We start from the raw sequence: 18,222 nt of genomic DNA, 5'->3' as shown, positions 1-18,222 counted from the left end.
CTGCAACCACCCGACCCCGGTCAGCGGAAGCCGCCGGTTGGCCATTGCCACCGCGTGCGATGCGTTCGAGACTTCCTTCATGACGTCTTCTCGGTCGTCCCGTCGCAAGGGCGCCGACCGGCCGCGTCCGGCCAGCGGCAGCTCCGGTGGCCGGACCATGCTGGCGCTCCTCGCCGGGATGCTCACCTTCGTGCTGACCTGCGGCGCGGAGCTGACCGTGGTCGGCGCGCTGCTCGGCATCCGCCCCGGCGGGGCACCGGCGGCACAGGGACCGCTCGCGGAGTGGTCCGACCCGGACACGCCGCAGCCCACGCCGGTCACCGGTAGCCCGTCCCCGCCCGGAAAGGTGGAGACGAAGCAGGTCACCGAGACGGCCCGGATCCCCTTCCCGGTGCAGATCGTGGACGACCCGGCGCTGCCCGAGGGGCAGCAGAAGGTCCGCATCCGGGGGGTCACCGGGGTGAAGACGCTGACCTACGAGGTGATCCACGTCGACGGCGAGCCGACCGACAAGCGGCTGCTCCGCTCGGCGGTCACCCGGGCCCCGGTCACCCAGGTGGTGGCGGTCGGGACGGCCACCACGGCGGCGTGCGACCCGAACTACAGCGGCTGCGTGCCGGTCGCCGAGGACGTCGACTGCGCCGGGCGGGGCGACGGCCCGGCCTGGATCACCGGCACCGTCAAGGTGACCGGTTCCGACGTCTACCGCCTCGACCGCGACCGTAACGGCGTCGGCTGCGACGAGAAGAACTGACCCGTCCCGCAGGCGATCGTGGTGACGACCGGCCCCGCCGGGGCACGTCGTCACCACGATCCACGCGCGAGGCGTCAGGTGGCCAGGTCGGAGCGAATGAGGAAGCGGACGCCCTCCGGGGCCTCCAGCGAGAATCCGCTGCCCCGGCCGGGCACCACGTCCACGGTCAACGTGGTGTGCCGCCACAGCTCCCACTGGCTCGCCGACATCCAGAACTCGACCGGCTCCGGAACCCCCTCGACCTCCAGAGCCGCGAGCCGGACGTCCGACGCCCCGGTCCGGAACTCGCCCGCCGGGAAGCACATCGGCGCGCTGCCGTCGCAGCAGCCGCCGGACTGGTGGAACATCAGTGGCCCGTGTCGCCCCCGTAGCGACCGGATCAGCTCGGCCGCTACGGGGGTCAGGGTGACGGGTGACGCGGTGGAGCCCGACCGCTTCTCCGGGCCGGGCGTCACCCCGCCGCCCGGCCCGCCGGGCTCCGCCGCGTCGGGACCACCGGACATCAGAAGAAGCCGAGCTTCTTGGTGGAGTAGCTGACCAGCAGGTTCTTGGTCTGCTGGTAGTGCTCCAGCATCATCTTGTGGTTCTCCCGGCCGATGCCGGACTGCTTGTACCCGCCGAACGCGGCGTGCGCCGGGTACGCGTGGTAGCAGTTCGTCCAGACCCGCCCGGCCTGGATGGCCCGGCCCGCCCGGTACGCGGTGTTCATGTCCCGGGTCCAGACGCCGGCGCCCAGCCCGTACAGGGTGTCGTTGGCGATCTTCACGGCGTCGGCGAGGTCGGCGAAGGAGGCCACCGAGACCACCGGGCCGAAGATCTCCTCCTGGAAGATCCGCATCGAGTTGTCGCCCTCGAAGACGGTGGGCTGCACGTAGTAGCCGCCGGACAGCTCGCCGCCCAGGTCGGCGCGCTCACCGCCGGTGAGCACCTTCGCGCCCTCCTTCCGGCCGATGTCCAGGTACGACAGGATCTTCTCCAACTGGTCGTTGGACGCCTGCGCCCCGATCATCGTCTCGGTGTCCAGCGGGTGCCCCTGCCGGACCGCCTTCGTCCGCTCGACGGCGGCGGGCAGGAAGTCGGCGTAGTGCCCCTGCTGGATCAGCGCCCGCGACGGGCAGGTGCACACCTCGCCCTGGTTCAGGGCGAACATGGTGAACCCTTCCAGCGCCTTGTCGAAGAAGTCGTCGTTCGCCGCGCTGACGTCGTCGAAGAAGATGTTCGGGCTCTTGCCGCCCAGTTCCAGGGTGACCGGCTTGATGTTCTCGCTGGCGTACTGCATGATCAGCCGCCCGGTGGTGGTCTCTCCGGTGAACGCCACCTTCGCCACCCGGGGCGAGGAGGCGAGGGGCTTGCCCGCCTCGACGCCGAAGCCGTTGACGATGTTGACCACGCCGGGCGGGAGCAGGTCGGCCACCAGCGAGAGCCAGTAGTGGATCGACGCCGGGGTCTGCTCGGCCGGCTTGAGCACCACCGCGTTTCCGGCGGCCAGCGCCGGGGCGAGCTTCCAGGTCGCCATGAGCAGCGGGAAGTTCCACGGGATGATCTGCCCGACCACGCCGAGCGGCTCGTGGAAGTGGTACGCCACCGTGTCGTCGTCCAGTTCGCCGAGGGAACCCTCCTGCGCCCGGATCGCCCCGGCGAAGTAGCGGAAGTGGTCGATGGCGAGCGGGATGTCGGCGGCCAGGGTCTCCCGTACCGGCTTGCCGTTCTCCCAGGTCTCGGCGACCGCCAGGTCCTCCAGGTGCTCCTGCATCCGGTCGGCGATCCGGTTGAGCAGCAGGGCCCGCTCGGCCACCGGAGTGCGTCCCCAGGCGTCGGCCGCGCCGTGCGCCGCGTCGAGCGCCTTCTCCACGTCCTCGGCGGTGCCCCGGGCCACCTCGCAGAACGTCTGCCCGGTCACCGGCGTCGGATTCTCGAAGTACCGGCCGCCGTGCGGTGCGACGTACTCACCGCCGATGAAGTGGTCGTACCGGGACTGCCAGTGCGTCGGCGCGTCGTAGCGCGTCATGGATACCTCCGCCGTCGGAAGGATGTGACGGCGGCCACGCTAGTTACCGGGACGTTGCAACGACGTTGCGCCGGTGAGTCCGTACTCCCGCAGGAGCTGCTGGACCCGGGCCGCCGCGAGCGGCCGGCGGGGCGCGCCCGGCGGCAACGCCCGCGCCAGCGCCTGCCACGCGGCCAGGTCGTCGGCCCCGGCGGGCGTCGCGGTCCAGGCCGCGAGCAGCGCCGGGTCGCCGCCGGCCAGCACCGCCGCGCGCACCTGCCCGTCGACCAGCCGGCGCAGTCGCGCCACTCCCGGCGCGTCCGAGACGGGCAGCAGACTTCCCGGGTACGCGTCGAGCGCGCCCGCCACCTCACCGCGTTCCAGCAGCTCCACGACGGTACGGAAGTCGACCCGCACGTTCCCGCGCAGCCGGTACGGGCGGGAGTCGAGCAGTTCCGGGCCGAGGATGCGGCGCAACCGGGACATCTCGGCGCGCAGGGTGACCGGGTGCAGCCGGTCGTCGCCGTAGAGGTCCAGGCCGAGCTGCTCCCCGGTCCGTCCCTCCGGATGCTGGAGCAGCAGCACGAGCAGTTCGCTGTGCCGGCGACCGAGCCGGATCCGCCGCCCGGCGACCCGTAGTTCCGCCTCGTCCCGCCCGAGCGCGGTCACCGTGACCACGTCCGGCTCGACCGGCCCGCCCCGGCCCAGCGGCCCGGCCAGCCACGCCTCGGCCGCCCTCGCGGTGGCCCGGACCAGCGCCAGGCTCTGCGGGTTCGCCAGGTGATCGCCGCCGGTGATGTCGACCGCGCCGAGCAGTCGCCCGGTCATCGGGTCGTGGATCGGCGCGGCGGCGCAGGTCCAGGGCTGGACCGGCCGGCTGAAGTGCTCGGTGGCGAAGATCTGCACGCTGTGGTCGACCGCGAGGGCGGTGCCCGGGGCGTTGGTGCCGGCGTGCGCCTCGTCCCACCGCGCGCCGGGCAGGAAGTTCATCCGCTCCGCCCGCCGCAGCACCCCCGGATGCCCCTCCACCCAGAGCAGCCGCCCGTACGCGTCGCAGACCGCCATCAGGTGGGCCCCGTCGGTGGCGGTCCCGCCGAGCAGGTCCCGGAAGAGCGGCAGCACCCGGGCCAGCGGATGGGCCGCCCGGTAGCTCTCCAGGTCGCGGCCGGTCAGTTCGACCGGCGGGGTGGCCTCCGGGTCGAGGAGCGCGTGCGCCGAGCGCCGCCACGACCGGTGCACCACGTCGCGTACCTGTCGTGGGCTGGTGCCGTCGCTGAGGAACGCCTCGTGGGCGGCACCGACCTGCGCGATCCGTTCGTCAGGATCGGCACCGAATTCCAGGGCGAGCCACGGGTCAGCCACGGCGACCTCCTCCCGCCCATCGTGACCCAGCTCACCGCCGGTCGCCAAGGGCTGACCACCACGGTTAGTGGGTGCAGTTCGGGATGCCCGGCGGCGGGCGGCCGGCGTCCTCCTGCGGAAGGTCGGTGTACAGGCTGGAGACCCAGATGCCGGTGTCCAGCCGGTACCAGACCGTGGACTGGATGTCGTCCGTCCTGTCCTTTATCAGTCGTCCGTTCCGCTCCTGGCAGACGATCCGGAGAAGGTTGCCCTCGAAGAAGGACGCGGCGGGTTCCCGGTGCCGTGGGTCCGCGAAGGGTCCCGGGTAGCCGAATGTGCCGTTCGGCGTGTTGGTGATCCTGGCCGACCAGGTTCGAGGGCTGTCGGTGCGTGTCGGTGTCGGTGTGGGCGTCGGGGACGTCGTCGGTGGTGGTGGCGAGGATTCGCCGCGTGAGCTCCACCAGTGGCCAGCCCCGCCCATCGGGGCCAGGGCCAGGACTGCCACCACCAGGATGCGGACCGTCCTACGGGTGAGGCGCGGACGGCCCCGTCCCGCGTCGGTGGCCGTCGGCTGACCACCGACCGGCGCGGTCGCCGGTGACCCGAGAGCATTGGTCTGGGTGTTGGTGCCGCCCAGGGTGATCTGCATCCCCTGGCTTCCGTGGGCATGGATCACGTACGGACCCGGCGAGCCCGGAGCGTTCGTCTCCGGCTCGGAGCCGCCGGTCGGGACGGCGGTGGGCCCGTCACCGGGCCGGTCGGTCGTCACCGGGATCCGAACGTGTTGTTCTGGGTGTTGGTGCCGGCCAGATTGACCTGCACGCCCTGGCTGCCGTGGGCGTCGATGCGACCCGGCGGCGCGGGGGAGCCCGCTTCCGGCGCCGGGGAGTTGCCCTCGGTCGGGGGCTGCCGGCGGGGCGGCAGCAGGTACGGGGCGACCAGTCCGAGCACCGCGACCACCACTCCGGCGGCGCTTCCGATCTTGTCCGCCCGGTCCAGCCCGACCACCGCCAGGTAGGCGACCAGGCCCGCCACCGGCAGCCCGGCCACGACCCGACCAGCCCACATCCAACCGGCGCTACGACGTGGCATCCGACACCTCCCGGCGGCCAGCCCTCGTGAGCTGCGATTCTACGAGGCGGATGCACCAATGGTAGTCGTGTGTTCACTGTCGGCGGTCGAGCGTCGTCCGTCGGTTCGTGGCGGCCCCGCCGACGCGGTGGCGGCCGGTCCCGGCGGCGGGCCCCTGCCGACGCGGACCGTCCCGCACCTGAGGTCCGACCAGCCTGGCGCCGTGGTCATGGGCTGCGTTCACCGCCACTGTGGACCAACGGGTCGGCAGGGCCGGCGAGCGGGTGATCGGGGCACGGTGTCCGGAGGACAGGGCTGGTCCGAGACGCGCGAGACGCGGCCTGTTCGATGTGGAGGGTCGGCGGTACGGCGGTTACCGGCCACGTCGTCGGCGACGAACACTCGTCGCTGTGACATCGCCGCCCCCGCCCCCACCACCCGCCGGGTACGACCCGCCGCCGGGGCACGCCGTACCGTCCCCGCCGGTTCCGCCGCCCGGGTACGCCACCGCGCCTCAGTACGCCACCGCGCCCGGGTATGCCGCCACCCCGCCCGGGTACGGTCCGCCTCCCGCTGGGCGGCCGGGCCGGTTCAACCGGCTCACCTCCCGGCAGCGCATCCTCCTGCTCCTCGGCGGCGCGCTCACGACCGTGCTGCTCTGCTGTGGGGGACTCGCCGTGATCGGGGCGAACACCGCACCGCCGGCGTCGCGCCCGATCGCCGGAGCGGGCTCCGAGCCGCCGTCGGTGCCGTCGGCCCCGACGTCGCCCGTGGACCGGTCCCCGTCGCCGCTTCCGGCGTCCACGCCGCCCCCGACGCCTCCGCCCACGCCGTCACCCGAGGTGCAGGTGCGTACGGTCACCGAGACGGAGCGGCTCCGGCACGGCGTGCGGACCGTGAAGGACTCCTCCCTCGCCGAGGGGAAGCGGGTGGTGCGTACCCCGGGTGTCGACGGTGTGCGGACCCTGACCTACCAGGTCACCGTCACCGACGGCGTGCAGACCGGACGAAAGCTGGTGCGGTCGGCGGTGACCCGGAAACCGGTCACCGAGGTCGTGGCGGTCGGCACGAAACCGGCCCGGCGCTGCGACCCCAACTACAGCGGCTGCGTGCCGATCGCCAGCGACGTCGACTGCGCGGGCGGCGGCGGCAACGGCCCGGCCTACGTGACCGGCCCGGTCCGCGTGATCGGCAGCGACATCTACGACCTGGACCGCGACAACGACGGTTACGGCTGCGACGACTGAGGTGGTAGGAGGGGCCCCCTGCAGGCGATTTTTGCCCTGCAAGGGTCCCCTCCTACCACCCGACGGGTGTGCGGTGCTGACTAGAGGTTGAGCGTCCAGCTGTTCAGGTAGCCGACGTCCCCGCTGGCCGCGTCCTGGACCCGCAGGGTCCAGGTGCCGTTACGGGTCTCCGAGGACAGGTTCACCGTGTAGGTCTGGTTGATGTTGTCGGCGGAACCGCCGGTGCGGTTGTGCAGGGTGTACGTGCTGCCGTCCGGGGCGACCAGCCGGACGACCAGGTCGCCGATGTAGGTGTGCACGATGCTGACCGCCACCGTGCTGGTGGCCGAGGCGGTGCCGGTGCAGCCGGAGACCGCGACGGTGCTGGAGACGGTGGTGTGGTCGCGGATGGTCACGTCGGTGCCGTTGGTCCGCGAGCAGCCGGTGGGCGGCGGGGTGGTGCCGCCGTCACCGACGTAGAGCAGCTTGTTCGGCGAGCCGGTGCCCGGGCTGGTCACCACGTTGCTGGTGGCGTCGTTCACCAGCTTGTCGCGCACCTGCTGCGGGGTGAAGGTCGGGTTGGCGGCGAGCACGAGCGCGGCGGCGCCGACCACGTGCGGGGTCGCCATCGAGGTGCCGCTGATGCTGTTCGTGGCGGTGTTGCTGGTGTGCCAGGCCGAGGTGATCGAGCTGCCCGGGGCGAAGATGTCCAGGCAGGAGCCGATGTTCGAGTAGCTGGCCCGGGCGTCGTTCGACTGGGTCGCGCCGACCGTGATGCCGGCCGGCGTGCTCGCCGGCGAGCTGTTGCAGGCGTTCGCGCCGTAGTCGTTGCCGGCGGCGAGACCGTAGGTGACGCCGTCGGCGATCGAGCGGGCCACCGCGTCGTTGGTGGCCTGGTCGAAGCCGCCGCCGAGGCTCATGTTGGCGACCGCCTTCTCACCGGCGGCGTGGTTGCCGGTGACCCAGTCCACGCCCGCGATGACGCCGGCGTTGGTGCCGCTGCCCTGGCAGTCGAGCACCCGGACGCCGACCAGCGTGACGCCCTTGGCCACGCCGTACGCGGTGCCGCCGACGGTGCCGGCGACGTGCGTGCCGTGGCCGTTGCAGTCGTCGGCGGTGCCGCCGTCGACCGAGTCGAAGCCGGAGATCGCCCGGCCACCGAAGTCGCTGTGCGAGGTCCGGATGCCGGTGTCGATGATGTACGCCTTCACGCCCGCGCCGTTGTTCGCGTACGTGAACGAGTTGTTGAGCGGAAGGGCACGCTGGTCGACCCGGTCGAGGCCCCAGGAGGGGGTGGGGGTCTGCGTGGCGGAGATCCGTACGGTGTGGTTCTGCTGGACGTAGGCGACCGACGGGTCGGCGGCGAGCCGCTTTGCGGCCGTCTCCGACATCCGGGCCTCGAAGCCGCGCAGCGCGTTGGAGTACGTCCGGTTGACGGCGCCCCCGTGCTTGCCGGTCAGGCCGCGGGCCCGGGTGCTGACCTCGGGCTGGCCGACCGCGGTGTCCTTGAACACCACGATGTACGAGTTCTCGACGGCGGTCGCGCCACCGGCGAGCAGGATCTGACCCTCGGCGGGAGCAGCGGACGCCGGGGTGCCGGACGCCACGGCAGCGGTGACGGCGGCGGCGGCCACGGCGAGACGCCAGCGGCGTCCTGTGGCAGGGGAGTCTGTCATCCCTGGGGTGTTCCTTCCGCTCAACAGCATGCCGGAACCCGACACGCAGATCGATCAAGGCTGATCGATTGACGGGGATCGTATGGCACCGGCAGTGAAATAGAGAGATGTGTTGATCTATTCGTGACCTGGTGGGGGCGGTCAGCGGGCGCAATCCGGGGTAGATCAGACCTGCCGTCACCCGCCGTCATGGGTCGGATACCCGCAGGGTCGGCGCGGTGCGGGTCGCAGCCCTGGTCGCCCCTCGTGCTCTACGCTCGCGGCGTGGAGCCACGTGCCTTCTTCGTCGCCGGTCGTCCCGTCCACGGCGAGGGCGAGTTGACCGTCCACCATCCGTACGACGGACGCCCGGTCGGGCGTACCACGCATGCCACACCGGCGCAGGTCGAAGCCGCCGTCGCGGCAGCCGCCGCAGCGACCACGGAGGCCGCGGCCCTGACCGCGCACATGCGCGCGGCGGCCCTGGACCACGTCTCGCGCCGGCTCGCCGAACGGGCCGAGGAGATCGCCCGACTGATCACCGCCGAGAACGGCAAGCCGGTCAAGTGGGCCCGCGTCGAGGTCACCCGGGCGGTCTCCACCTTCCGCTGGGCCGCCGAGGAGGCACGGCGCTTCAGCGGCGAGCTGCAACGCCTCGACACCGACCCGACCGCCGCCGGACGGATCGCGCTGGTCCGGCGGGTGCCCCGTGGCCCCGTGCTGGGGATCACGCCGTTCAACTTCCCGCTCAACCTGGTCGCCCACAAGGTCGCCCCGGCCCTCGCCGTCGGCGCGCCGATCGTGCTCAAACCGGCCCCGGCCACCCCGCTGTCCGCGCTGCTGCTGGGCGAGATCCTCGCCGAGACGGACCTGCCCGAGGGGACGTTCTCGGTGCTGCCGCTGCCCAACGAGCGCGCCGCCGACCTGGTCGCCGACCCCCGGCTGCCGGTCGTGTCGTTCACCGGCTCCGGGCCGGTCGGCGCGGCGATCCGACGGGCCGTCCCGGAGAAGCACGTCACGCTGGAACTCGGCGGCAACGCGGCGGCGGTGATCTGCGAGGACTGGAACACCGACGAGGACCTCACCTTCGCCGCGCACCGGATCGCCACCTTCGCCAACTACCAGGCCGGCCAGTCCTGCATCGCCGTGCAGCGGGTCTACGTGCACGAATGGCTCTACGACGCGTTCCTGCCCCGACTGGTCGCCGCCGTCGAGGAACTGCGGACCGGCGACCCCGCCGACGACCACACCGACGTCGGCCCGCTCATCTCGTCCGACGCGGCGGCCCGGGTCGAGGCGTGGGTGGACGAGGCGGTCGTCGCCGGGGCCACCATCGAGGTCGGCGGCCGACGGGACGGCGCCAGCTACCCGCCCACCGTGCTCACCGGGGTACGTTCCGACGCGCGGGTCAGTGCCGAGGAGGTGTTCGGGCCGGTGCTCGTGGTCGCCCGGGTCGAGCACGACCGGGCCGCGTTCGCCGCGGTCAACGACTCCGCGTACGGGCTCCAGGCCGGTGTCTTCACCCACCGCCTCGACGTCGCCTTCGCCGCGCACCGGGCCCTGGAGGTCGGTGGCGTGATCGTCGGCGACGTGCCGGCGTACCGGGCCGACCAGATGCCGTACGGCGGGGTGAAGGGCAGCGGGGTGGGGCGGGAGGGCGTCCGCAGCGCCATGGACGACTACACCGAACCAAGGGTGCTGGTGCTCACCGGAATGCAGTTGTGAGCTGCCGAGGTGGTAGCGGGGAGAGGTGGTAGCAGGGGACCCTTGTTACCGCTTTTTGGGTAGCAGGGGTCCCCTGCTACCACCGCAGGGCGCTCACCAGGTGCCGTCGTCGCGCACCCGGGCGGGAGCACGGCCGAGCAGGAGGGTGGTCAGGGCGGCGTCGATGTCCGCCCCGAGGAACCACTCGCCGGCCTGGTCGAGGGCGAAGACCCGTCCGAGCTCGTCGACGGCGAGGATGCTCTCCGGCGGGCGCTCCGCACCGATCGGAAAGAGCCGCATACCGAGCACCGACCCGAAATCCGCCAAGCTGGCAGCACTGTGCGCCCCGCGTAGCGGGCTGAGGGTGAAGCGGCTGATCCATACCTGCTCGCCGGGGCCCCGGCGCTTGGAGAACAGCGACAGAAAACTGCCCAGTGCCGCCTGGGCGGCAGGGAATGCCTGGTGGCGGTGGGCTCCCGTGCCGACTCCGAGGGTCTCCTCGATCGCGGCAGGAACGATCTCCTCGACAAGGTCCATTCTTCCCCAACCCGCTGCGACAAGTGCGTGCGCAACGTCGGGCGGGAACCGGTCGGGGTCGGGGACGGGTTGGGGCTGGGGCCGCCATTCGCTGACTCCCCAGACCGTGTCGTACCAGGGGAGCAGCCGCATCCGGGACAGGGCGGTGGCGCACGAGTCGCAGACCTCGTCCGCCCGCCCACCGGCCGGGTCGCCTGGTTCGCGTACCCGGAAGACCTCCAGCCGGGCGCTGTTGAGCAGTGCCAGTTGCTCCTCGAAGTCCAGCGGGTGCAGCCCTTCCGACTCCCGTCGGTGGTCCTGGTCGTGCAGGGCGTCGGAGATGACGATCAGTTCGGCGTGGCGGTCGACGCCGCGAACCAACCGTCCGGTGGGGACGCTGTCCAGATAGCCCTGGACCAGCGGGTGATGGTTCAGGACGACGTCGCCCTTCGCGCCCCGGGCGACGTAGGCGCGGCCATCGATGGTGAGGTGCGCCGTGGTGCCGGGGGTGGACGACCGGTGCAGTTCGCGCAGTAGTTGGGCGGCCGGGTCGACGGTGCGAGGCGCGGTCCGGTCGGGGCGGCGCTGCCGGTACGCCTGCGCGATGACGTCCGCCGGAACCCGCGGCCAGTGGGTGACCTCCCCGGTTTCCCGGTCGATCACGGTGTTCGGCAGGTCACCCGGGCGCATCGGCAGATCGCGCGGCACCGAATACCAGATCACGTATCCGAGGTCGAACTCCTCGACCAGCGGGGTGCATTCGTGCCCGAGGCGCTGCGACTCCCGACCCGCCCAGATGGTGGCGAGTTGTTCGGCCTGTTGACGGTCGATCACGGAGTGAAGTTACCCGACCCCACGGATCGGTGACGGACCGGTATGGTCTGGCCTACCCAAGGTGACGGGAGGCGGCGTTGGCGGGAAGCGTGGACCGGGACGCCAATCGTGCGTTGCGAGCACGGTTCGACGAGGTGCACGGCCAGTACCAGCAGTTGAGGTCCGGTTTGGACGAACTCCAGGCCAGGTTGGCGGAACTGCGGGTCACGGAACGCTCCGACGACGGCCAGGTGGCCGCCACCGTCGGCGCCCGCGGGCAACTGATCTCACTCGACCTGCACCCCTCGGTCTACCAGGGGCGCGATGCCCAGGCGCTCGGCCGGAAGATCACCGCTACGGTCCAGAGGGCCACCGCCGCCGCGACCGCGTCGACGCAGGAACTGGTCGCTGGCTACCTGCCCGCCGGCTCCGGGGCACCGGACTTCCTCCGCTCGGGTGACTTCGGCTCTCTGCTCCGCCGGGCAGACACGATCATGAGCCGCGACGGTGGCCGACGTGACTGACGGACAACTATGGCTCGACCCGGGGCGGGCCCGGCGTGCCGGCGCGGATCTCTCGCTCGCCGGCCGTGCGGTCAGGGCGAAACGCGACAGTCTCGGCACGGAGATCGCGGCGGTGAGCGCACAGCGGCCCTGGGGCCGGGACGACATCGGCGCGGCGTTCGAGAAGACCTACCGGGGATTGGAAGCGACCGTCCTGCGCGCCTGGGACGGGCTGGGCCGGCATGTCGAGGGAATCGGTGCCGACGTGGTCCGCTCGGTCGACGCCAACGTGCAGACCGACACCGGCAACGCCGGACGCCTGACCCGGGTACGCAACCAGCCCCGACCCGATGTTCCCTGATCGGTCAGGAGCGCCGGGGTGACCGTACTGCCGAGTCCTATCCCGCACCCGCTCGACTTCTGCCCCTGGCAACTGCCGGGCTGGGTCTACGAGGCGCTTGACTGGGTGGTCGGCGTCGAGTGGCCGGAGGGCAACGAGCGGGCGGTCTGGGACCTCGCCGACGAGTGGTACGGCGTGGCCGCCGCGCTGGCCGGGCCACGCGACGACGCCGTCACCGCCGCCGGGGAGGTGCTCAGCGGCTACGGGGCGGTGGGAGCGGTGGCGGATGCCTTCGACGCCGCCTGGCGGAAGGTGGCCGAGGGGGACGAAGCTCCCCTGCCGTTGCTGCTCGCGGTCAGCACCGACCTCGGTCGCCTCGTCGAGGAGTGCGGCTGTGACATCGAGGGCGCCAAGCTCGAGGTCTGGATCGAGCTGGGCATCCTGGTGGTCGAACTGCTCGCCATGACGGTCGCGGTCGTCCTCACCGCCGGAGCCGCCTCACCGGCCGCAGCCGCTGCGATTACCGCAACCCGATACGTCGTGCAGCAGATCTTCCGGAAACTGATCGCGCAACTCGCTCGCAAGACCCTCAAGAAGGGCCTGCGGGAGGCCACCGAGCGGGCCGCGAAGCAGGTCTCCGAGGACGGTCTGCGTGGGCTGGGGCGCAACGCGTTGCGGGGCGGCCTGCTGGAGGCCGCCCAGGAGGGGGGCGTCAACCTCGCCATCCAGGGCTACCAGAACTCCACCGGCCGGCGGGACGGCGTGGACCTGGCCGACCTCGGCGCATCCGCCCTCGGCGGGCTCGCTGGCGGTGCCGCTGCCCCCCTGGCCGGGCTGGGGAAGCACGCCAGCAGCCGCGGCGGGCAGTTCGCCGAGCACCTCGGCCGGGAGATGGGCGGCGAGATCATCGCCGATCAGGCGGCCAGCCTGGCGACCGGAGGTGGCTTCACCGGTCTGGAGGACGCCGCCCGCGCCGCTGCGTCCGGTGCCACCGGCTCGGTCGTCAGCCAGAGCGATGCGGCGCTCCAGGCGCGACTCGACGCTCGGACGGTCGCACTGGACGCTACGTCCCTCTCCGTGGTCGACGACACCACCACGAGCGCAGTGCCGCCCAGGATTCCTGAGGCGGACGTCACGCCGGGACCGGTGTCGCCACCGACAGCTGACATGAGTGGTCCCGCCGATGCGAACGTACGTGGTCCGGCCGAGGCGAGCGGTTCCGGCGGGGCGGACGCGCGATCGGACCGTCGGACCGAGGCTGGCCCCGAGGCGAGTTCCGTGCCGATGACCGCCGGCACGATTCCGCTGTCGACCGCGGTCCCGCCCCTGACACCTGCCCCGGTCGCCGCGACGCCGAGTCTGTCGTCCGTACCGACGGATCCGGTGCTGGCTGCGTCCTCGGTCACCGCGCCCGCGCTCGACCTGGCGGGCACGACGAGCCCGGCCGCGACTGCGACGGCGACTGCGACGGCGGCGACCGTCACCAGCGCACCGCCACCGACCCTGACCAACGCGGGCTCGGTCGGCATGCACATCGGTGTGCCCACCGCCATGGCATCTGGCCCCGCACCTGCGGTCACGCCGGCCCCGGTAGCGACCTCCGGAGTGAACCCGTCCGTCGCCACGATGACCAGACCGGCCGCGGCACCGGTGCCGGGTGCCGGAATGTCGACAGCCACGCCGAACCCCTCCGTGACCATCGGACCGGCCTCGACCGTGCCGGGCAGGAAACCGGACCGGCAGGAACCTCCTGTGCTCGACCTCTCCTTGCTGGAGGCGCTGGCTCCAGAGACGTCAACGTCGCAGCCGCCGGAGCCGCCCACTCCCGCCCCGGAGCCCATGCCACGGCAGACGACGGAGCCCGTGTTCAGGAGCCGCCAGTGGTACGAGACGAGGTGGGCGGCAGATCGGGAGGCACTCGAACGGCGGCGCTACCGCGGCTACTACGAGGCCCAACGCGCCTGGTTCGAGGAACAGCGGAGGGACAACCTCGTTCGGGAGCTTCGTAGTGAGGCGGAAGCGCACTACGAGAGCGCGCGCTGGTTCGTATCGCAGGCTCAAGGACTGCACCGGGCTGGGAAACGGAAACTGTCCGACCAGTTCATCGCGCGTGGCCGTGAGGAGGAACGTCTCGGCCATCGACAGGCGGATCTCGCTGAGGAGGTCCGGGAAGGCCTGCTTCTGCCGGAGGTCACCTTCGTCGACGACGACGCGGACTTCTGGCGGATCAACGACGACGTGGCGCAGTTGGCGACCGGCGGAGTCGAGACGGGTGGACGATCGGCGCTCACCGGAGGCGACGATCCGCCGCCCACCGACCAGACCCGGCCGTACGGGGAACGCGGCGGGCTGCGTCCGCCGCTGGCGCTGCACCAGACCGACCTGGAACGGCAGATGCCGCGCGAGGCCGGCGGAAGCGTTACCCGGACGGCCGATCCTCGACGGGGCCGATGGTTCTCGCTGGTCAACGACGGCGGGCCGAGCGCCGACGCGACCCGGGGCATCAACTGCCTCGACTGCACGCTGTCCCTGTACGAGACATGGCTGCACGGCCGCCCCCGGGTCTCCGCGCCGCGTACCTTCGACGGCTACTACGAGGGAGACGTCGACCGGCCGATCGACGGTGAGTGGGGCGGACCGGGGCGGGTCGAGCGGGCCACCGGTGGCGTCTACCAGCGGGTGACCCCGTCGACCGAGGGTCTGTCGCCGGCCGCTGCCCGACAGCAGGTGATGCAGGGCTACGCCGACCTGCACGGGCAACTGCTCTCGGGCGGCCATGGCAGCTTCGCCTTCCTGGTGAACACCTGGGAGGGCGGTGGCGCGCACGCGTGGGTCGCCCTGAACCAGAACGGCACGGTGCTGTACCTCGACCCGCAGATCGGCACGGTGTCGGACCGCCCGCCGTACTTCCACCGGGGTGTGGCGCATCCGGGGAACGTCGCCGGACTCGACGCGCTGGTGGTAGGGCCCGATGGCAAGCCGATGCCCCTGCCGGGCCGCGAGGTGGGCGACTTCAGCGAGCAGCAACCCCTCGGTCCGGTCCGGTCGGGTGCGGACGACGACGGTCCGGACCGGGGCCGGACGCGGTGGACCGGTGCTCCCGGGCAGATGCCCGAGCCGTCCGACGGATCCAGAGCACACCCGCTGGCCTCGGCCCCCGACCTGGACGCGGTGTTCGCCGCCGGTGTCAGCCCGGCCGACTTTGCAACAGCGGTGGACGAGGATCTTCTGCGGAGACTCGCTCCCCACCTGGACGAGCCGGCCGTACGGAATCTGGCCACGATGTTCGCCGAACCGCGTGTGCAGCGGATGCTCCTCGACACGTGGCAGGCTCCGCCAAAAGGCGAGCCGCTGCTGGCCGAGACATTGGTCCGGCAGTTGACGCAGCGAGCGGACCTGGTCGCCATGATCCTCGCGACGCCGGAGTTGATGGCGTCGCTGACGGCGCGTCCGGTCACACTGCACCACCTCGCCAGCCACCAGCAGGCCATCGACGTCCTCGGCTCCGTGCTCGACGACATCGACCGGCTCGGCCCGAACGCTGTGGCAGCGGGCGCAGTTCCACCACCCGAACCCACGCCACTGACTGACGAACAGTTGCAGATCAGTGATTCGACGCCGGGCGATGCGGACCCGGCCCGGCAACCGGGATTCGACTCCGGGCGACACGCTGACCCGGATTATCGTAAGGAATACCTGGATGACCTCTACGTCGCTGCTGCGGAGGCGCAGACCGAGTTGACGGATCTCGCAAAGCGGCTGGCCGGCTATGGAGCAGAGCAGGTCGGGGTTGCTGGCTGGAGGGAGCGGCCCAAGGATCGACAACGGGCGGAAGACAAGCTTGCCAAGTACGGAGGAGACGCGGCAAGACTCACCGATCTGGCTGCGGCGAAAGTCGAATTTCGGAGCCTCGATCGGCTCTACGTCGCCTTAAAGCAACTATCTCAAGACCCGAAAATCCGGCTTCTGATGGTCGAGGACCGCTTCAGGCGTCCGCAAATCAGTGGATACCGAGATATTCTGACGCAGTTGCGAATGACGAATGGCCACGTTGCTGAGATGCGGCTGCATCTCGCTGGAATGGACGAGGTGGCTGCGTGGGAGCATGCTCTCTACGAGGTCAGACGTGACTTGGACGCGCTCGCGCGTGCAGATGGTCGAGACTTGTCATCCGTGGAGAAGGCCATCCGGGACGGCTTGCTTCTCAATGGGCAGCGGATATTCTGGCAAGCGCTGTCCAGTAGCTTGAGAGAGGATGCCTGATGACGCCTACCCCGGGCCTGGTGCTGCCGGCCTACGCGCGCTATTACGGAACTCCCGTGAAGATGGTCGAGACGCCGGACGGCGGCATGTGTGCCTGGCGCGTATCCATCGACAATGGGGGATGGGAGAAGGCCAATGAGCTTATTGACGAAATCTTGTTCGCGCGTGAGGAGGAGATCTTCACGCTCTCGCCAGAAGAGTTCGTTCAGGCGGTGGAGCGTTATCGGGCGCGCTACCTCTCCGGGCAGGGGCCGATCTTCGCCCTGTACGAGACCGTCAAGGCGATAGTCGACGTCGAGGAGCGGGAACGCCGCTATCTGGACGACCGGGAGCGGGCTCTGGTCAGGGGGATCCGCCGGAAGACGTTCGTCATGTTCGAGGAGCAGTTACGACAGCAGGGCGATCCGGGTGCCGACCCCTCGGTGGGGCAGGCGAACAGTTGACCCCGGTCGCCTTCAGGTGGCCTGCTGATCTGGATTCGCCGGGCTCTCCTCCCGGACGTGTCGGCATGACCGACCACTACACGATGACGTGTCCGTAGTCGTTCGCCAGCGGCGCGAGATCGGGTTCGCCGAACTGCTCCACCATCTTCGCGAAGCGATCAACCTTGTCGCTGCCGAACTGCCGGACGCCGGACACGTAGGTGGCGGCGGACACGAATACCGGCGGGGTCCTCTTGCTGTGGAACTTGTCGGCATACATCACGAGCCGTTCCTCGTCGGACTCGGCCAGGTAGTCGTCGACCGGAATCGGAAGCCGTTGCCGGACCACGTCATCGCAGCTCAGCCCCATCCCGGTGTGGCAGGAGCAGAACCGGCACAGAATCTCCGGATATCCGAGATCCCGCAGCAGTTCGTGTCCCAGCAGTCCGTGGCGGACGTAGTTGCCCTGCTCAAACCCGCCGGATGAGCCATACAGGCGATACACGCCGATGTCGTGGAGCAGGCACCCGGCGCGAACGAGGTCGACGTCGAGATCGTGCTCCCGGTCGGCAAGCAACTGCTCGGCCAACTCGCAGACGATCCGGCAATGGGTGTAGACGAGGTTGAAGGCGTCGAGGGTTGGCGCGAACCGCTCGTGTAGGGCGCGGATCTGCCTGTCGGTGGGAATCCGCACACCAGATCCGGTGCCTGTCCTCATCGGAGTGAGGTTATCTGCGGGCACCGTGCCGTTGCCAGTGCCGGGCGTCGGTACCCCCGCAGGCAGCCGATACGGTGTAACGGTGGAGTGATCACGAGTTCGCTGGGAGCGGGTACGGACCCGAGAGCGTTGGACCTCCGGGTCCGGACAGGGCGGAACGCCCGGATGCCGGGTGGCCCGTGACGGTGGCGGAGGCGCTGGGCGTACAGGATCGGTTGCGACCGTTGGTCGACCTGGTCGGGCCGGGCCCTGCCGAGCCCGCGACGGTGGCCGGCCTGGACGTGGCCTACTCCGAGGACGGTGACCGGCTCGCGGCGGCGGTGACCGTCTTGGACGCGCGGACGTTGCGGGTCGTCGACTCGGCGGTGGTCATCGGTCGGCCGGCCTTCGACTACGTGCCCGGCCTGTTCGCCTTCCGGGAGTTGCCGGCGCTGCTGGACGCGCTGGAGCGGCTCACGACCCGACCGGACCTGTTGGTCTGCGACGGGCACGGGCTGGCGCACCCACGGCGGTTCGGGCTCGCCTGCCATCTCGGGGTGCTCACCGGTCTGCCGGCGATCGGGGTGGGGAAGACTCCGCTGGTGGGCACCGGGGATCCGCCCGGCGAGGAGCGGGGTGCCTGGTCACCGCTGGTGGACGGTGCCGAGATCGTGGGCCGGGTGCTGCGTACCCAGGCCGGGGTGAAGCCCGTCTTCGTGTCCGTCGGGCACCGGATGGGTCTGGAGAATGCCTGCGCCCGGGTGCTCGCGCTCGCCCCGCGCTACCGCCTGCCGGAGACCACCCGTACGGCGGACCGGCTCTGCCGGTCGGCGCTCGCCGGTCGGATCTGACCCGCACGAAGGCGGGACGCCCGAGGCGGAGCCGGACCGGGGCGGAGCGACGACGACCGGGCGGAGAGACGACCGGGGC

16 protein-coding genes are annotated in these 18,222 nt (G+C 71.2%); 8 read left to right on the top strand and 8 right to left on the bottom strand.

Features of this window, described 5'->3' with window-relative positions; translation table 11 throughout:
- The first annotated feature begins 79 nt into the window (after positions 1-79).
- A complete protein-coding gene (locus tag QSK20_RS08285; protein ID WP_285787979.1) occupies positions 80-754 on the top strand; it encodes a G5 domain-containing protein in 675 nt (224 codons plus the stop codon).
- Positions 755-828: 74 nt separating this feature from the next.
- Here QSK20_RS08285 and QSK20_RS08280 read toward each other — a convergent pair whose 3' ends face one another.
- From QSK20_RS08280 to QSK20_RS08260, 5 genes are all read right to left on the bottom strand, one after another.
- Positions 829-1,257, bottom strand: coding sequence for a DUF779 domain-containing protein (locus QSK20_RS08280; RefSeq protein ID WP_285787978.1), 429 nt, complete (start codon positions 1,255-1,257; stop codon positions 829-831).
- The gene (gene adh, locus QSK20_RS08275; protein WP_145834032.1) at positions 1,257-2,762 is read right to left on the bottom strand and encodes an aldehyde dehydrogenase; all 1,506 of its coding nucleotides are present in this window, start codon (positions 2,760-2,762) and stop codon (positions 1,257-1,259) included. Before adh ends, QSK20_RS08280 begins: the two co-directional genes overlap by 1 nt.
- Positions 2,763-2,801: 39 nt before the next feature.
- Entirely contained in the window at positions 2,802-4,103 is a 1,302-nt protein-coding gene (locus QSK20_RS08270) for a sigma-54-dependent transcriptional regulator family protein (RefSeq protein ID WP_285787977.1), read from the bottom strand.
- 64 nt (positions 4,104-4,167) lie between these two features.
- Entirely contained in the window at positions 4,168-4,731 is a 564-nt protein-coding gene (locus QSK20_RS08265) for a hypothetical protein (protein WP_285787976.1), read from the bottom strand.
- 116 nt (positions 4,732-4,847) lie between these two features.
- Positions 4,848-5,174: a hypothetical protein gene (locus QSK20_RS08260; RefSeq protein WP_285787975.1), complete on the bottom strand. Its 327-nt coding sequence runs from the start codon at positions 5,172-5,174 to the stop codon at positions 4,848-4,850.
- A 389-nt stretch (positions 5,175-5,563) separates the two neighbouring features.
- Here QSK20_RS08260 and QSK20_RS08255 point away from each other — a divergent pair, with 389 nt between their 5' ends.
- The gene (locus tag QSK20_RS08255) at positions 5,564-6,400 is read left to right on the top strand and encodes a G5 domain-containing protein (protein ID WP_285787974.1); all 837 of its coding nucleotides are present in this window, start codon (positions 5,564-5,566) and stop codon (positions 6,398-6,400) included.
- Between the two features lie 80 nt (positions 6,401-6,480).
- On the opposite strand, the gene QSK20_RS08250 is transcribed toward QSK20_RS08255, so the two are convergent.
- Positions 6,481-8,055, bottom strand: a complete 1,575-nt coding sequence (locus QSK20_RS08250; RefSeq protein WP_285787973.1) for a S8 family peptidase — start codon at positions 8,053-8,055, stop codon at positions 6,481-6,483.
- A 264-nt stretch (positions 8,056-8,319) separates the two neighbouring features.
- Here QSK20_RS08250 and QSK20_RS08245 point away from each other — a divergent pair, with 264 nt between their 5' ends.
- On the top strand, positions 8,320-9,759 hold the full coding sequence (locus QSK20_RS08245) for an aldehyde dehydrogenase family protein (RefSeq protein WP_285787972.1): 1,440 nt from the start codon (positions 8,320-8,322) through the stop codon (positions 9,757-9,759).
- 93 nt (positions 9,760-9,852) lie between these two features.
- On the opposite strand, the gene QSK20_RS08240 is transcribed toward QSK20_RS08245, so the two are convergent.
- On the bottom strand, positions 9,853-11,088 hold the full coding sequence (locus QSK20_RS08240; protein WP_285787971.1) for an SUKH-3 domain-containing protein: 1,236 nt from the start codon (positions 11,086-11,088) through the stop codon (positions 9,853-9,855).
- A gap of 113 nt (positions 11,089-11,201) precedes the next feature.
- On the opposite strand from QSK20_RS08240, the gene QSK20_RS08235 reads away from it, so the two are divergent.
- Genes QSK20_RS08235 through QSK20_RS08220 form a run of 4 tightly spaced genes read left to right on the top strand, consistent with a single transcriptional unit; the run spans position 11,202 to position 16,616 of the window.
- Complete coding sequence (locus QSK20_RS08235) at positions 11,202-11,591, top strand: YbaB/EbfC family nucleoid-associated protein (protein ID WP_285787970.1); 390 nt, start codon at positions 11,202-11,204, stop codon at positions 11,589-11,591.
- A complete protein-coding gene (locus QSK20_RS08230; RefSeq protein ID WP_285787969.1) occupies positions 11,584-11,931 on the top strand; it encodes a hypothetical protein in 348 nt (115 codons plus the stop codon). Before QSK20_RS08235 ends, QSK20_RS08230 begins: the two co-directional genes overlap by 8 nt.
- 18 nt (positions 11,932-11,949) lie before the next feature.
- Positions 11,950-16,173, top strand: coding sequence for a toxin glutamine deamidase domain-containing protein (locus tag QSK20_RS08225; protein WP_285787968.1), 4,224 nt, complete (start codon positions 11,950-11,952; stop codon positions 16,171-16,173).
- On the top strand, positions 16,173-16,616 hold the full coding sequence (locus QSK20_RS08220) for a hypothetical protein (protein ID WP_285787967.1): 444 nt from the start codon (positions 16,173-16,175) through the stop codon (positions 16,614-16,616). Before QSK20_RS08225 ends, QSK20_RS08220 begins: the two co-directional genes overlap by 1 nt.
- A 76-nt stretch (positions 16,617-16,692) precedes the next feature.
- Here the strand turns inward: QSK20_RS08220 and QSK20_RS08215 are convergent, their stop codons facing one another.
- On the bottom strand, positions 16,693-17,313 hold the full coding sequence (locus QSK20_RS08215) for an HD domain-containing protein (protein ID WP_285787966.1): 621 nt from the start codon (positions 17,311-17,313) through the stop codon (positions 16,693-16,695).
- 179 nt (positions 17,314-17,492) lie between these two features.
- On the opposite strand from QSK20_RS08215, the gene nfi reads away from it, so the two are divergent.
- Positions 17,493-18,143 carry a deoxyribonuclease V gene (nfi, locus tag QSK20_RS08210; RefSeq protein ID WP_502888871.1) on the top strand — a complete coding sequence of 217 codons (651 nt, stop codon included), beginning with the start codon at positions 17,493-17,495 and terminating at the stop codon, positions 18,141-18,143.
- Positions 18,144-18,222: the final 79 nt, after the last annotated feature.

The organism is Micromonospora sp. NBRC 101691, assembly GCF_030269285.1.
Lineage (GTDB): Bacteria > Actinomycetota > Actinomycetes > Mycobacteriales > Micromonosporaceae > Micromonospora > Micromonospora echinospora.
The sequence above is the reverse complement of the archived record's forward strand: the minus strand, read 5'-3'. Positions and strand labels throughout refer to the sequence as shown.

Excerpts from the sequence above, each read along its gene's own strand:
- QSK20_RS08285 (WP_285787979.1), top strand. The coding sequence starts at position 80 with ATGACGTCTTCTCGGTCGTCCCGTCGCAAGGGCGCCGACCGGCCGCGT.
- QSK20_RS08280 (WP_285787978.1), bottom strand. The coding sequence starts at position 1,257 with ATGTCCGGTGGTCCCGACGCGGCGGAGCCCGGCGGGCCGGGCGGCGGG.
- adh (WP_145834032.1), bottom strand. The coding sequence starts at position 2,762 with ATGACGCGCTACGACGCGCCGACGCACTGGCAGTCCCGGTACGACCAC.
- QSK20_RS08265 (WP_285787976.1), bottom strand. The coding sequence starts at position 4,731 with ATGCAGATCACCCTGGGCGGCACCAACACCCAGACCAATGCTCTCGGG.
- QSK20_RS08260 (WP_285787975.1), bottom strand. The coding sequence starts at position 5,174 with ATGCCACGTCGTAGCGCCGGTTGGATGTGGGCTGGTCGGGTCGTGGCC.
- QSK20_RS08250 (WP_285787973.1), bottom strand. The coding sequence starts at position 8,055 with ATGACAGACTCCCCTGCCACAGGACGCCGCTGGCGTCTCGCCGTGGCC.
- QSK20_RS08220 (WP_285787967.1), top strand. The coding sequence starts at position 16,173 with ATGACGCCTACCCCGGGCCTGGTGCTGCCGGCCTACGCGCGCTATTAC.
- QSK20_RS08215 (WP_285787966.1), bottom strand. The coding sequence starts at position 17,313 with ATGAGGACAGGCACCGGATCTGGTGTGCGGATTCCCACCGACAGGCAG.